Raw genomic sequence first — 12,516 nt, 5'->3', positions numbered from 1 at the left:
CTTCATGGTGCTGAACCTGATCGCCCAGGCAAGCGCACAAACCGGCTCGGCCGGTCCGTACATCCGCGAGGGAAGCCGGCGCATCCCGGTGCGCGATTGGCTATGCGACGCGCTCGTGCCGGTCGCGCAGCGCGATCCCCGCCGACGCGCGATCGCGGACAAGGTGCGCCAGGAACTCGAAGCGAAGCGCGCGCTTCCGCTGGACCCCGACGCGGCCGAGCGGATCGTCGACGCGCAGGTTCGCAAGCGGGTCCGCCAGTCCGGCCGGACCAACGTCAGCCGTGCCGTCTCCGAGCTCGTCAGGGCCGGTTTGGTCAGGCGCCATTATCAGGGCTACCGGGTCGACCACCACAACCGCGGTGCCCAGCGCCAGGCAGTCTACACCATTACGGACGAGGCGCGCCGCGCGCTTCACCCCGGCCGCTGAGACCCGGCAATCAGTTCCGGTTGAGGCCCATCTCGCGGCTTTGCAGCTTGGCCTTCCAGAGCTGTTCGGCGCCGATGATTTCCTCGACTGTGGCGCTCGATCCGCTCACCTCGAGGATGCTCACCTGATAGTCGCTCGGGTCACGGCTCTTCAATCCAACGTTCCCGCCGTGACCGTCGCCGGCGTAAGTCAGCCAGCGGCCGAAGAACCCGCTCTCGCCGGTCGCCGACCCCACATACTGCTCGCGAGTGCGGGGGCAGGTCAGCAGGTACACCCCGCGCGCGGCCGACAGCGCCGCGATCCACCCTTTCGGCAGCGCCTCGAGCGTCGACAGATTGCCGAGGAACCGCACGTAGCCGGGGAATGCTTCCTCCTGAAAGGACCGGCTCAGTTCGACGATCGGCTTCGATTGACTGCCGGCGCGCTGGATCCAGCTGCGGGTCCCGGCACCCCAATCGATCGTCACGCGACCGACCAGGTCTTCTAGCGCGGCGATCGAGCGCTGCGCGTAGAGATCAAGCGGCCGCGCGCCGCCCTCCGTCGCGAGCTTGTGACGTAGAGGGTCGACCAGATCATCTGGAGCGTCCCCGATCAGCGACACCTCATACAGACCGACGAAGAGCGTCGCGACCGCGGGCGTCACAACGAAGCTCGCCCAGTAGCTGCCGGCGAGGCGCGGCCGGTTCTGAGCCGTCTGCAGGCTCTGGTAGGTCAGGAAGCCCGCTCGATCATCGCGCCACAGCGAGTAGGGAGTGCGGCCCGCGCCCGCCTGGGTCTGATGCCGGAGGAGCCTCACCTCGGCCGGCGCAACCCCGGCGTCGTCGAGCAGGGCATTGAACGTCAGCGCCATGCGTTGACGTTCACGGACAGGGTTGTGGCAGCGCCGGTCGACCGAGGGTTAGTAATCGAGATTGCGGCGCTCCATCTCATCGGCGGCGACGTCGGCGATCGGCCCGCGACCTTCCTCCCGCTCGTACAGCGCGATCACCTCACGGTCGCCAAGCGATTGAATCCGTTCGCGCCATTGCTCCGCGGAGAGTTGCTCGGCTTCGGTCATCATGCGAGCATATCTCCCCGACCGCACAGGTAAACTGGAAACGGCCGATCAGCACTATGTACCCCCTCTCGCAGACCCTTGCGCGCGAGCGCATGCTCTATGCCCCGCCGATGATCGCCGCGCCGAGCGTAATGTTGATCGACATGCCCGTCCGACACCGCGGGGGCGGGCTGGCACTCGGCCGCTACTATGCAATCATCCTGGAAACCGACGAGGAACGCGCCGAACTGGACCGCTTTCTCGACGAGCCACGCTCAGCCGCTGTCGCGCCTGACCTCCTCGATCGACGCCCGTCGGCAATGGTCGCCGACAACGTCCTGATCTCCCGCTACGAGCCGCCGGAGGAGGGGTGGCCTTGGGTGCTGGTCTGCCGCTGGCCGGAGCCATATTCGCGCGTCGCGAGGGACACACCCGGCTGCGACATGGCGCGGGGTTGCTACACGATGGAGGTGTTCGAGCATCCCGAAGACCTGGAGGAACATAGCATCGCGCTACTCGAACAACTCGGCACGAAGAGGGGACTATCTATACGGATGCTCACTCCGCGGTCGCTCAGCCGTTCCGGCACTGCCTGACCATTGGTCAATACACTTCCGAGTCAGGTGACTAGCGGTGAGTGCACTGGCACTCCCTCCAACCTTCCTTGTCTCTCACCGGAAAACGATGGTACCAAGTGGTAGGCTACCATGTGGTACCATAAGCTACGTCACGAGTCTCCGCCGATTAGACGAAAAGGGTCAGGTCGAGCTGTCGCAGCCTGGGCGATTGTGAGGATCTGCTGCACTTACAGCCGGTCGAGTGCCGGCCTGATCAAACCGAAGGATGAATGATGCTGACACGAGGCCACCTGATCGGCCAGCTCGTCGATGATTTTGCAAGCGTTGCCGCGCAGGCTCGGCAGCGCGGCAAGCTCCACCTGTTCGACATCCATACCTATGTAGAGGATTTCATCTGTGAGGTCCTCAACAGCATCTACGGGCTCGCGCTGGTCAACCTCAACAAGGACAGTTTGAACCATCCCGGCCTCGATCTGGGCGACAAGGCCAAGCGGATCGCGTACCAGATCACCGCGGACAAGTCCTCCAACAAGATGCGGGAGACGCTGAAGAAGGTCTCCGTTGCTGACAAAGCGGCGTACGACACCATTCGCGTGTTTGTCATCGGGGAGAAGCAGAGCTCTTACACGCTCGACGACGAGCCGTTCACCGGCTTCGGATTCACCAAAGCCAATATTGTCGATTTCGATGATCTCTGCGCCGCGCTGATGCCTCTCGGCCTTCCCGCGCTAATGAGCCTCGCCAGGTACGTCCGGGATGAGATGCGCCGTGTTATCGTCGAACTCGAGATTCCCGACGAGAACGGCCTCACGCAAAGTTCGATTGACGCCTATGTCGAGGCACTGCCTAAGCCGACGCTGTCCGACGCGGCCAAGATGGACGCTTACTATGCTCAGGTGGGCGTGGACTTCGACCGGCAGGATGCAGCTGACAGCATCAAGGCATTGTCGGAGATGCTGACGCCTTTGCCGCGGCAGACACGCGAGGTTTTCCGGCTGATGGTCCAGCGGAGGCGGTCGGAGAACGCCTCCACGGACCGCTTCTTCATCCACGATGCCACCCTGCGTCGCATCTACCCCCGGGAGGACCTACCCGAAGACCTGCAACTGCTCGATGACGCCGGTCTGGTCGACTATACCGATTGGGGGGACGGCAGGGCGCCGTTCTGGCGGTTGATGATTCCAGGCTGGGGCACGAATTTTCATATGATTTTCGTCGAATATGCGGAGGCGAAGGGGATCAATCTGAACAAGCCGCTTGTCGCTTTGGACTTTTCCGACTTCTAACCGGTGATGGTGTCATCCCGCCAGCGCCACGATGCGTAGCCCCGAAAGCGACCAGAATGTTCAACCTGATCATGCGTTGGTTCGACTGGGCTGATGGAGTCGGCAGCATGCCGGTCGGCCGCATGTTCGAGTACACCGAGGACCATGTGGCCGAGCAGTTCCGGCAGGAGCGGCTGCCGCTTGTGGATCGGCTATCCCGGCTGCCTTGCCTGTTTATGGGCGAGGGCACGGGCGACGAGGTCTGTCATATCGGCACGATCACCCGCGCGCGGGTTGCCAATGGCGAAGTCCATTTTGATTTCGTACTCGACCGCGAGGTGCCGCCGCTTACCAACGCGACGATTTTCGCCGGCCGTCGCCAGCTCGACATGCCGCACGATTTTGAGTTCTCGCGCAATCACTGGGCGGTCAAGGATGTAGACCTTTACCGCTTCCTGATGCGCAATGTGCGCCCGGGGCGGCAGCGGCCAAGCGTCTTCCAGCTTCCCGACCACGAGAACATCGAGCCGCAACTCGCCTCCGCGATGATGCCGTTCGACGCGGCTTTCACGCCTGTGTACGAGAGCATTCGTCAGGCGACCGAGGCAGCGGGACTGCGGTGCCGACGTGCCGACGACATCTGGGAAAACCGGCCATCATCCAGGACGTGGTATCGCTGATCGACCGATCACGGGTGGTGATCTGCGACTGCACCGGCCGCAACCCGAACGTCTTCTACGAGGCGGGGATTGCGCATACGCTTGGTCGCGAGGTGATCCTGATCACGCAGAACGGCCAGGACATTCCGTTCGATCTCCGCCACCTGCGCTATATTCCGTACCTAAATAATGGCGAGGGGCGAGGGAGCCTCGCTGCCGCGATCCAGGCGCGGGTACAGACCATCGTCGGGCATTGAAGAATGAAAGATCAGCGGGGTGGATGGGTCAGTCGACGTGCAGCCCTGCACCCGCTTCTAGCCGGAGAGCGCCGGCGCGGAGCCGCGGCGGCGCTTGCCCCATTGTTTCTTGATCCTTTTTCCCGTTTCGTAAATCGACGGGCAAAGTGGATCGCGGTTCTTGAGCTTCGCCATCGGTCGAGCCGGACCGATGACGCCGAACATCACGAACGCCCCTGCGAAGCTCATCCGCACGCCGAAGAAACCATGGGCCTCGTGGTAGCCATAATGGAAGCTAAACTGATCTCCCAGATCGACGTTGCGGCGCTTCCCGACCTCATGCTCGTTGAACCACTTGTCGGCGGCGGCGTGCATTAAGCGGGCTGCATCCGTGCCGGCCTGCGCCCAGTTGAGGAGGTAGCGAGTGCTTGAGCCTGCAAAGCGGCCCGTCACCCGGTAGTATAAGGCGTAGAGCACCTTGAGGCCGAACAGTTCGATATGAGCCTTCGCGGCGGGGGGCACCGTCGTCGTGCGATCGGCTTCGTAGATGCCATGGGTAAGTAGGGCCAGGCCCGAAGATGGCCGGGGCGGCATTCGAGGCACCGCTTCAGGCGCGTTGTTGACCAGGCCTGAAACCAATTTTTCGAACTCGGCTTCGTCGAGGCCGCAAGCGGACCGGTCGAAGCTGCGGATGTAGAACGCCATCACCTGCTCGCTTACCCCCGCGATCCGGTTGCACTCCGAGCAGGACGGAAACAGGAAGCCTTCGGGCCCATGTTTCTTGATGAAAACGATGCGAGCAGGGGCGTGATCGATCTCCGTCGTCGGCCGCCTTCCGGCGCAGTAGCAACACCGCGGGTTACTTGCGATGAAGGCGGCCCGATCCACCTTCTGCGGCGTCTTCGCCATGGTTCGGCCTCGTCCTCTCATCAATCATCGGCACCTCCGCGGCGCCATCTCTGTCCGCAGCGCCGCACATAGTGAGCATGTTCGAGCATCCTCACCGCGCTGATCTGGCAGGGTTGTCGCGTCTGATGGTTGTCGTCAGCCTCGCAGTGCGGCGAAACGGGTCTGCAGGCCAGCGGCGAGAGACTGCCGCCCCTCGTTGTTGTTGAGGTAGGCGAGGTAGCGATGGTGCTGCAAATCGAACGGGATGTCGCCCGCTGACTGCGTGATCGGCACAACGTGCTTGCCCAGGGTGTGCGCAATGCCGGCCTCGTAGAAGACGTTCGGATTGCGCCCCGTGAAGTCGCACACGACGATATGGGCCCGGAAAATTAGGGCGAACACGTCCTGGATCACCGCCGAGTGCTGCCAGATGTCCTTTGCGCGCAGCGTCCGACAGCCGGCCTGGGCGGCCGCCTGGCCGATCGCCTGAAACACTGGCTCGAACTCAGGCGCGAACGGCGTCATCACCGCGATCAGGTCGGCTTCGACGCCGCCGTCGGGCAGATCGAACACGCTGGGAGTGAACACCACGGTGCGAGACCGCCCGCCGCTGGTCGACACCAGCTCGCCGTCGTCACCGTATTTGTCGCGGACAAAGGACGCGATCGTGCCGAGGTTGCGCGGGTTGCGCTCCGCCAGCGAGAATAGCACGCCATGTGCGTGTCCCGAATAGTCGGGATCCGCGAAGCTGAGGCTGCGCAGTAGGCGATCGTGGCCGGTGATGACGTCAAGCGCGCCGAGATGAACGCCGAGCTCCTTCCAGTCGCCGGCGTTGAAGTTGGCGACCGCGATCCGGGCGAGCCGGATCAGATATTGTCGGTCCTGGTCGCTCATTGGATGATCGAACACGCAAAAGCCTTTCGAGGGATGATCGTCAGCCCTGCCGCGCGCTGCGCGCGTCGGTTAGCGATGGTGAGGGGGCCGCACCAGGAAGGATGCGCTGGTGATAGGTGTCAGAGACGAAGTCGATGAATGCGACAGCTGCGCCGACGGCGAGGCGGGCGTGGCGCGGCTCGAGCCCGCGGTGGCGGCCGTCGCGGCCGTGGCCTGAGCCGTACAGGCTGCGGATCTCGGAGAGGTACTGGGTGATCGTGGTCAGGTTTCGAAGCAGCAGCCGGATCGCTTCCGCGCCCTTGGCCTCGTCGGGAATGCCCTCGGGAACGAGCTTGAGTTCCTTGGTGAGCAGCTTGGTCAGCTCGGGCAGCGTCACCGTCTTGGAGAACGCGATCCCCTGCCGCGTGAGAATTGACTTGCAGCAGGTCTCGACCAGATCCTTGGCGGTGCCGATCGCGAGCGCGGGGTCGGCCTCGACCGCGACCTCGAGCCGCTCGATCTCCTTTTGCATCCAGCCTGCGTCGAGCGCGTCCGCGACTGTCCGTGCGCGGGAAACCGATCGCCCGCCGGCAAGCCCGGCGCGCCGGGCCACGAAGCGCGGCCGTCCGGCGATCCGCTCTTCCTCGACCAGCTCCCAGCCGTCCTGGCGCAGCTGGTCATTATACTGCGCCACCAGCCTGATCGCCTCGTCCTTGTCGGGGCGCACGACGGGGTGCACGGTCTCGCAGAGGAAGCGCAGGAAGACCTCGTCCGGCCCGCTCGACAGCCCGAACCGGGCATCGTCATAGACCCAGTCCTCGCCCCAATCGAAGTTGTTGACGCGGTGCTGGTATATGTCGCCGGCCGCATCCTTGTAGCGCGAGTCATAGGATGGCAGCGCATCGAGGCTGTAGAGCCGGGCCAGGAAGTCGACATCGTCGAGCGTGCCGCACCAGGCGACCTGGTCGATCCGCAGGCCGTCGATGATGTTCTGTCGCGTCTGTCGCCGGACCCGGTCATTCGGTCTGGCGGGGGCGCCCGGCGCCGCGAGCCGCGGCACCAGCTTGGCGCTGTACCAATCCTGCGTGAACGGTTCGAGGACGGCCTTGAGGCGATGGGTGATCTGCTCCTCGACGCCGTCCTTGGCGCCGCCCAGCAGCGCATACTCGGCCGGATCGATCGAGAGGAACACCGTCCACTGCTCGGTGCCGCCGTTCCAGTTGTCGTAGCCGGTACGCTCGATCCGCGGCGTGGCGGCGCGCACGACGTCGGCCGCCTGGGTCATGCGCTCGGCAATCAGCATTTCCTCGACCGTCGCGAGATAGCGCGCCGGCTGTTCGATCAGGTCCTGCACGCGGTAATCCTCGATATCCTACCCGAAAGCACGAAGGCGTCAGCGGATCGCGACCACCTTGACCTCGGCCGCGGCGGCGATCTCCTTCCACTTGCGGTCGGAGGTCCAGGCGGGCAGCCCGTCGCGCTTGGCGAGCGCGAGGCAGAAGCGGTCGCCGAGCGACAGCCCGCCCTCGATCGTATGGCGACGCAGCCGCCCCGCCTCGCGCGCGAGCGCCGCGTCGGCCGGGACCAGTTCGACGGGGAGCGGCCGCAGCATGGCGTCGACCTCGTCGTCGGGCATGCCGAGCTTGTGGTAGTGCGAGGCGACCTCGGCCATGTTGACCACCGACATGCGCGCGCCGGCGAGCGCGCCCTCGACCTTCTTGGCGCCGGCCTCGCCGCGCAGCAGCGCGAGCAGCGCCGAGGCGTCGAGCACGACGCTCATTCGCCGTTCTCCGCAGCGCGGGTGGCGAGGAAGTCGTCGACGCTCGCGCCGGGGGCGTCGCGGTAGTGGCGCGCGAGCGCCTGCGCCTGTGCGACGATCTGCGGCACGGTGCGCAGCACGACGCCATCGGCGGTCTCGTCAAGATAGACCGCGCCGCCGCCGGTGAGCCCCAACCGCTTGCGGATGTCGGCCGGCAGGCTCATGCGCCCATTCGGCGTGATGTTGACTTGGACGGTCATGGTGGCAGCCTGTCGTTGGTATGTGTCTACGGCGACACCATAGGCGCGTCGCCAGCGACGCTCAACAGGCGCAGCCACGTGTCATGCACGCCGATGCGTGACACACCCCCTCCCCTCTGCCACATCGTACGCAGGCACTTTCCATAATCGTGGCTTATGGTAAGAACAGGCGCGTTATTGATCAGAACAGGATGGCGGGGCAGGGCAGTGTACGAAGGCAGCAACACACCCGCGCCGAGCACGCCGGACCAGGGTAAACCCGATCCGACGAGCCCCAGCCTCGGCGACGTGCCACACGCAGCGCTAGATGACACAAGCGACACCATCGTGTCAGAGGCCAGCGAGCAAGCCGTGCCGACCACGCTGCTGGTGGTCCGGACCGACGCCGTGTTGCCAAAGCGCCGCTCGCGGCGCGCCGGCGGCGACGATGCCGCCACCCCCGACGCGCGGTTGCTGACCGTACTCGGCCGCGTTGCGCCCGCCGACCTGCCGCCGGTCAGCGCGCTCGGCGTCGAGACCGCGCTCGAGGCGATGGCCGATGCTTCCAAGCTCGCGATTGCGGCCGACCTCGATTGCTGGCTCGACTGGTGCGCCGGCGAGCGTCGTCGCGCGTGTCCGGCCGATCCCGAGGATCTGGTCCGCTATCTCCGCGCGCTCGAGGCCGACGGCAAGAAGCCCGCGACGCTCGCCCGCCGGATCGCCAGCCTCGCTACCGTCCACCGCCTGCTCGGCCTCGACGACGCCTTGCCGACGTCGGCGCCGATGGTCCGCAACGCGCTGCGTGGCAATCGCCGCCGCCAGGGCGCGGCCCAACGCCAGGCGGCGCCCCTCCGCTTCGGTGGCGGGCTCGGCGAGGCGGGTGGTTTTACCCTTTCGGCGCTGCTGTCGGCCTGCACCGGCGACGTCCAAGGCCTGCGCGACGCGGCACTGCTTTCGCTCGGCTATGATGCGGGCCTTCGCGTCAGCGAGCTGATCGCGGTCTCGGTTACCGACCTGGGCCCGCAGCCCGACGGCACCGGACTCCTGCACCTGCCCCGTTCAAAGACCGATCAGGAGGGGATCGGTGCCTGGGCGTGGCTGTCCGCCGACACCATGCGTCGCGTCGCCGCTTGGCGCGCCGAGGGCGCGATTGCGGACGGCGTGCTGTTCCGCCGTGTCGGCGTCGATCGGCGCCGGCAGCGGTCGAAGGAGCTGGCCGACGCGCGCTGGGGCGACGAGGACACCGAGGCAGCCGCGCTGCTGGTAACCTACACGGTCGGTGACGCGCCGCTCTCCCGCCAAGGCGTCACCGGCATCTATCGGCGGATCGCGCTCGCGGCCTTCAATGCAGGGTTGGTCGAGCTGCCGGCGGGCGACCTGGAGGCGGCCATCGCGGCGCTCTCCACCCACTCGCTGCGGGTCGGGCTGACTCAGGACCTGTTTGCCGCCGGCGAGGACGGCGCGGGAATCGCCCTGACGCTGCGCTGGTCGTCGCCGTCCACCGCGCTGCGCTACGGCCGTCGGCTGCAGGCCCAGAGCGGCGTCGCGGCGCGGGTGCTTTCCCGCGTGCGGACCTGATCGCCCACTCGAACAGAATCTTTTTAGCTCATCGACATTTGGCCCTAGCGTCGCGATCCGCTCGCGCTGTGTGCCTTTTCTATCTACCGGAGGAGTGTCATTTCTACTTTGCACCTACAGGTGCCGAGTTCGAGAACATAGATTATGTTAAGCGCGCAGGGAAATGCCTGGAATCGAGGAGGCTAACGCTTGAGCCTGCGTCGGAGGCTGGAACTCGGCCCTGCATGTGAGCGCCTCGTCAAATAATGGATCATCGAGGCGTATATTCTCACCCAGGAGGTTGCGTAACGCATTTACTCTGCGCTGCCAGCACAGCGACTTTATCACCCGCCCAGCTGACACCTAGTTGTAGGCGCTTGCAATCGTAGCGGCGTCTGCTCGCAAACAGCCGGTTTTTCTGCTCACGCTCTCTGCCACTGGCAGGTGGCATCCTGCTCGAATTATCTGCCAATGTGCTCGCCATCATCCGGCGCTGCTTGCAAACGGGGCGTCGTGCTCACGCTTCCTGCCAATGGGTTCTCCAAACCCGTCGCCGGCAGCCGCTTTTGAGAAGCAGGTTTTCAGAACAGTTTTGACAAGCAGCGGGCCGCAGAAATGCGTTGCGGTCATGGGCCGCCGGCAAGGTCGTCAGAAAGGAAGGTTTTCGCGAACAGCGGACGACGCATAGAACGCGCACAGATATACGTTTATGACCGAACCAGTCGAACTGCGCTGGCCTCGATCGTCCCGTTTGGGATCAAGAAGCGGGAAGGTTAGAAGCGGATCGTCCCAACCAGCGCCGCGCTGTCACCGCAAGCGGTCGGAGTTGTGCAATCGGCCTTCATCCTTAAGCCCCAAGGCGTGTGTTCCACACCGCCGACGATTCCCCCGCCCACCTGCGCAAGCCAAAGCAACTTCCCCTCTGGGGGATCACGCGTTGGATCAGCCCATCGGAAGGCGCTCAGTTCTACGCCATCAATGATGCGCTTACTCTCAACCTGATAGCCGAGCAGGGGTTTGCCGCTATCATACGGGCCGAAGACGATACTCAGCACGTAACCTGGCCCCGATACATCGTGGATGATGGAGTCAATGCCCTGCCCCTGAGTGAACCGGGCATCGGCAGCGAGCCGAAGCGTGCAGCAATTCTCGATAAGGAACCGGCCATGGGTCGGTTGATGCGGCCAACCAGCTACCGCAGCGTCACTTCCCGTGACCCTTTGTTGGGGAGCAGGGTCGGGCGAGCAGCCGGCCATCGCGAGAGCACTAAGTGGGAAGAGCAGCCAGACATTGACCATCGCTGCGATCGTAACTGCCGATCAAGGGTCTCGCAAACGATGGTATTTTGGGACGTCGCGCTTAGTCGGGGATCAGCGCCCAACCACGAAGCTGCAACGTCGCCATCGTCGTGAGCGCCGAGACGTCGATCTCGATATCCTTGTCGACAGTGGCCGGATCGACCTTGTTGCCGACGAGCGCCTGGCTGCACACCCGCACCGATACGCCCGCGGCCTGCAACGCCGCCACCAGCGGCAAGTTAGGGTTCTTGGCGACCTTGGTCCGCTCTCCATAAGCGACAACGTTCATCACCAGCGCCGTCGCCGGCCCGTGGATCACGACGGCAACGTCCCCGGCAGCGGGCCGGACCCCATCGGCTCCGAGCAGATTCACGAAGCGCGCGACCTTTTCCAGGTTCGGGTTGACCTGATCCGGCGACGCGGCTGCCTTGGTGACGCTGAACAGTACGCGATAGTGTAGCGAGCGATCGGGCCGTTCCTTGGCATTGGGCATGGGTGCAATCGCGCCATAGCCTTGGATCACCGGATGACGAGGATCAGCGGCCATCGCGCCGCCGCTCAACGTCAGCACCGTCGCTGCCGCGACCAGACCCAGTTTGAAGACCATGTGACACTCCTCGCTCATCCGATCCGGGCAAAGGCCGCCGCGCCCGTCAGGCGCACCGGGGCGGATGCACGGGCGGCGACAGGTTTTAATCTGGCGGCCGGCCGCGTCGCGCCGAAGGCGGCGAACAGCGCTCGCACCCTCTCGTCAACGTCCTCGCTCGCGATACGGTAGTAGATCTGGCGCGCTTCGCGGCGGGTCGCGACGAGATCGGCGCGCCGCAATTCGGCGAGCTGCTGGCTGAGCGCGGGCTGACCGATGCCGGTCGCCTCCTCGATCTCGCCAACCGCGCGCTCCCCGTCCAGCAGGACGGAGAGGATCATCAGCCGCTGCGGCTGCGCGAGCATCCGCAGCCGCTCCACCATCGCATCGGCCTGGGGACGGTCGAGGCTCATGCGTCCGGCCTCAGCCGGTGGAACCAGTCCGCCTCGCCATCGACCGGCAACGCCGGCGGAAGCAACACATCGTCACCGGGATGCCAGCCCGCCGGCGTCAACGCATCGCCCTTGGTGGCGCGCTGGAGCGCCTGGACGGTACGCAGCATCTCTTCGATCGATCGACCGACGTTCATGGGATACCAGTTGATCGCCCGCACCACGCCTTCGGGATCGATGAAGAAGGTCGCGCGCACCGCCGCGGAGTCCGTGGCATCGGCGTCAAGCATTCCATAGGCGTGCCCGACCGCCATCGAGGGGTCTTCCACCACCGGAAACGGCACCTCGATCCCCGCCAGTTCGCGGATCGCGCGCATCCAGGCGACGTGGCTGTAGAGGCTGTCGACCGACAGCCCGAGCAGCGCACAGTCGATCGCCTCGAACGCCGGCGCGGCGTGCGCGAGCGCGATGAACTCGCTGGTGCAGACCGGCGTGAAGTCGGCGGGATGCGAGAAGAACACAAGCCAGCGGCCCCGATACTGATCGAGGCTGACGTCGCCCCTGGTGGTGCGCGCCGTAAAATTTGGGGCGGGATCGCCGAGACGGAGCGGTCGCGGGAGAGGGGCGATGTCGTTCATTGCTTCAAACATGGCACTCGGCGCTGCTTGACGCAAGACACTTACAGACATACTTTAACAGTGAATTTGCAGGAGTCGTAAGTGT

Annotated in this window: 16 protein-coding genes and 1 pseudogene; 6 read left to right on the top strand and 11 right to left on the bottom strand. The window is 65.0% G+C overall.

All coding sequences use genetic code 11. The features are described 5' to 3' along the window. Nucleotide 1: 1 nt before the first annotated feature. Nucleotides 2-427 (top strand): annotated as a pseudogene (locus tag CKY28_RS06405) (hypothetical protein); the annotation flags it as partial. A gap of 10 nt (nucleotides 428-437) precedes the next feature. Here CKY28_RS06405 and CKY28_RS06400 read toward each other — a convergent pair. Beyond that, nucleotides 438-1,277 carry a GIY-YIG nuclease family protein gene (locus tag CKY28_RS06400; RefSeq protein ID WP_095997466.1) on the bottom strand — a complete coding sequence of 280 codons (840 nt, stop codon included), beginning with the start codon at nucleotides 1,275-1,277 and terminating at the stop codon, nucleotides 438-440. A 48-nt stretch (nucleotides 1,278-1,325) separates the two neighbouring features. After that, nucleotides 1,326-1,487, bottom strand: a complete 162-nt coding sequence (locus tag CKY28_RS18575) for a hypothetical protein (RefSeq protein WP_176472977.1) — start codon at nucleotides 1,485-1,487, stop codon at nucleotides 1,326-1,328. A gap of 107 nt (nucleotides 1,488-1,594) precedes the next feature. On the opposite strand from CKY28_RS18575, the gene CKY28_RS06395 reads away from it, so the two are divergent. From CKY28_RS06395 to CKY28_RS18925, 4 genes are all read left to right on the top strand, one after another. Then, complete coding sequence (locus CKY28_RS06395) at nucleotides 1,595-2,059, top strand: hypothetical protein (protein WP_176472976.1); 465 nt, start codon at nucleotides 1,595-1,597, stop codon at nucleotides 2,057-2,059. Nucleotides 2,060-2,310: 251 nt separating this feature from the next. Continuing rightward, the gene (locus CKY28_RS06390; RefSeq protein WP_095997464.1) at nucleotides 2,311-3,327 is read left to right on the top strand and encodes an SMEK domain-containing protein; all 1,017 of its coding nucleotides are present in this window, start codon (nucleotides 2,311-2,313) and stop codon (nucleotides 3,325-3,327) included. A gap of 56 nt (nucleotides 3,328-3,383) precedes the next feature. Further along, complete coding sequence (locus CKY28_RS06385; protein ID WP_217989550.1) at nucleotides 3,384-3,986, top strand: hypothetical protein; 603 nt, start codon at nucleotides 3,384-3,386, stop codon at nucleotides 3,984-3,986. Then, complete coding sequence (locus CKY28_RS18925; RefSeq protein ID WP_217989549.1) at nucleotides 3,974-4,222, top strand: hypothetical protein; 249 nt, start codon at nucleotides 3,974-3,976, stop codon at nucleotides 4,220-4,222. Before CKY28_RS06385 ends, CKY28_RS18925 begins: the two co-directional genes overlap by 13 nt. Before the next feature lie 57 nt (nucleotides 4,223-4,279). Here CKY28_RS18925 and CKY28_RS06380 read toward each other — a convergent pair whose 3' ends face one another. From CKY28_RS06380 to CKY28_RS06360, 5 genes are all read right to left on the bottom strand, one after another. Further along, entirely contained in the window at nucleotides 4,280-5,110 is an 831-nt protein-coding gene (locus CKY28_RS06380) for an HNH endonuclease (RefSeq protein ID WP_095997463.1), read from the bottom strand. 135 nt (nucleotides 5,111-5,245) lie between these two features. Continuing rightward, nucleotides 5,246-5,983, bottom strand: coding sequence for a hypothetical protein (locus CKY28_RS06375; RefSeq protein ID WP_095997462.1), 738 nt, complete (start codon nucleotides 5,981-5,983; stop codon nucleotides 5,246-5,248). A gap of 40 nt (nucleotides 5,984-6,023) precedes the next feature. Then, nucleotides 6,024-7,316: an abortive infection family protein gene (locus tag CKY28_RS06370; protein ID WP_245841644.1), complete on the bottom strand. Its 1,293-nt coding sequence runs from the start codon at nucleotides 7,314-7,316 to the stop codon at nucleotides 6,024-6,026. A 39-nt stretch (nucleotides 7,317-7,355) separates the two neighbouring features. Then, complete coding sequence (locus CKY28_RS06365; RefSeq protein ID WP_095997461.1) at nucleotides 7,356-7,742, bottom strand: type II toxin-antitoxin system VapC family toxin; 387 nt, start codon at nucleotides 7,740-7,742, stop codon at nucleotides 7,356-7,358. Further along, complete coding sequence (locus CKY28_RS06360; protein ID WP_095997460.1) at nucleotides 7,739-7,981, bottom strand: AbrB/MazE/SpoVT family DNA-binding domain-containing protein; 243 nt, start codon at nucleotides 7,979-7,981, stop codon at nucleotides 7,739-7,741. Before CKY28_RS06360 ends, CKY28_RS06365 begins: the two co-directional genes overlap by 4 nt. Nucleotides 7,982-8,332: 351 nt before the next feature. On the opposite strand from CKY28_RS06360, the gene CKY28_RS06355 reads away from it, so the two are divergent. Further along, nucleotides 8,333-9,538, top strand: a complete 1,206-nt coding sequence (locus CKY28_RS06355; RefSeq protein WP_425442488.1) for a tyrosine-type recombinase/integrase — start codon at nucleotides 8,333-8,335, stop codon at nucleotides 9,536-9,538. Between the two features lie 752 nt (nucleotides 9,539-10,290). Here the strand turns inward: CKY28_RS06355 and CKY28_RS18180 are convergent. The 4 genes from CKY28_RS18180 to CKY28_RS06340 all read right to left on the bottom strand — a co-directional run bounded on the left by CKY28_RS18180 (nucleotide 10,291) and on the right by CKY28_RS06340 (nucleotide 12,431). Further along, nucleotides 10,291-10,815 (bottom strand): hypothetical protein, encoded by a 525-nt coding sequence (locus CKY28_RS18180; protein WP_085811202.1) that lies wholly within the window; start codon nucleotides 10,813-10,815, stop codon nucleotides 10,291-10,293. Between the two features lie 61 nt (nucleotides 10,816-10,876). Then, on the bottom strand, nucleotides 10,877-11,422 hold the full coding sequence (locus CKY28_RS06350; RefSeq protein ID WP_095997458.1) for a DsrE family protein: 546 nt from the start codon (nucleotides 11,420-11,422) through the stop codon (nucleotides 10,877-10,879). A 14-nt stretch (nucleotides 11,423-11,436) separates the two neighbouring features. Next, nucleotides 11,437-11,814 (bottom strand): ArsR/SmtB family transcription factor, encoded by a 378-nt coding sequence (locus CKY28_RS06345; RefSeq protein ID WP_095997457.1) that lies wholly within the window; start codon nucleotides 11,812-11,814, stop codon nucleotides 11,437-11,439. Beyond that, on the bottom strand, nucleotides 11,811-12,431 hold the full coding sequence (locus CKY28_RS06340; protein WP_229664514.1) for a peroxiredoxin: 621 nt from the start codon (nucleotides 12,429-12,431) through the stop codon (nucleotides 11,811-11,813). Before CKY28_RS06340 ends, CKY28_RS06345 begins: the two co-directional genes overlap by 4 nt. Between the last annotated feature and the right edge of the window lie 85 nt (nucleotides 12,432-12,516).

This window comes from Sphingomonas lenta, from assembly GCF_002288825.1.
Classification (GTDB): Bacteria; Pseudomonadota; Alphaproteobacteria; order Sphingomonadales; family Sphingomonadaceae; genus Sphingomonas; species Sphingomonas lenta.
The sequence above is the reverse complement of the archived record's forward strand: the minus strand, read 5'-3'. Positions and strand labels throughout refer to the sequence as shown.

Bases quoted from the DNA above. Each gene is read 5' to 3' on its own strand.
- CKY28_RS06400 (WP_095997466.1), bottom strand. From the start codon at position 1,277: ATGGCGCTGACGTTCAATGCCCTGCTCGACGACGCCGGGGTTGCGCCG.
- CKY28_RS18575 (WP_176472977.1), bottom strand. From the start codon at position 1,487: ATGATGACCGAAGCCGAGCAACTCTCCGCGGAGCAATGGCGCGAACGG.
- CKY28_RS06395 (WP_176472976.1), top strand. From the start codon at position 1,595: ATGATCGCCGCGCCGAGCGTAATGTTGATCGACATGCCCGTCCGACAC.
- CKY28_RS06390 (WP_095997464.1), top strand. From the start codon at position 2,311: ATGATGCTGACACGAGGCCACCTGATCGGCCAGCTCGTCGATGATTTT.
- CKY28_RS06385 (WP_217989550.1), top strand. From the start codon at position 3,384: ATGTTCAACCTGATCATGCGTTGGTTCGACTGGGCTGATGGAGTCGGC.
- CKY28_RS06380 (WP_095997463.1), bottom strand. From the start codon at position 5,110: ATGGCGAAGACGCCGCAGAAGGTGGATCGGGCCGCCTTCATCGCAAGT.
- CKY28_RS06375 (WP_095997462.1), bottom strand. From the start codon at position 5,983: ATGAGCGACCAGGACCGACAATATCTGATCCGGCTCGCCCGGATCGCG.
- CKY28_RS06365 (WP_095997461.1), bottom strand. From the start codon at position 7,742: ATGAGCGTCGTGCTCGACGCCTCGGCGCTGCTCGCGCTGCTGCGCGGC.
- CKY28_RS06360 (WP_095997460.1), bottom strand. From the start codon at position 7,981: ATGACCGTCCAAGTCAACATCACGCCGAATGGGCGCATGAGCCTGCCG.
- CKY28_RS18180 (WP_085811202.1), bottom strand. From the start codon at position 10,815: ATGGTCAATGTCTGGCTGCTCTTCCCACTTAGTGCTCTCGCGATGGCC.
- CKY28_RS06350 (WP_095997458.1), bottom strand. From the start codon at position 11,422: ATGGTCTTCAAACTGGGTCTGGTCGCGGCAGCGACGGTGCTGACGTTG.
- CKY28_RS06345 (WP_095997457.1), bottom strand. From the start codon at position 11,814: ATGAGCCTCGACCGTCCCCAGGCCGATGCGATGGTGGAGCGGCTGCGG.
- CKY28_RS06340 (WP_229664514.1), bottom strand. From the start codon at position 12,431: ATGAACGACATCGCCCCTCTCCCGCGACCGCTCCGTCTCGGCGATCCC.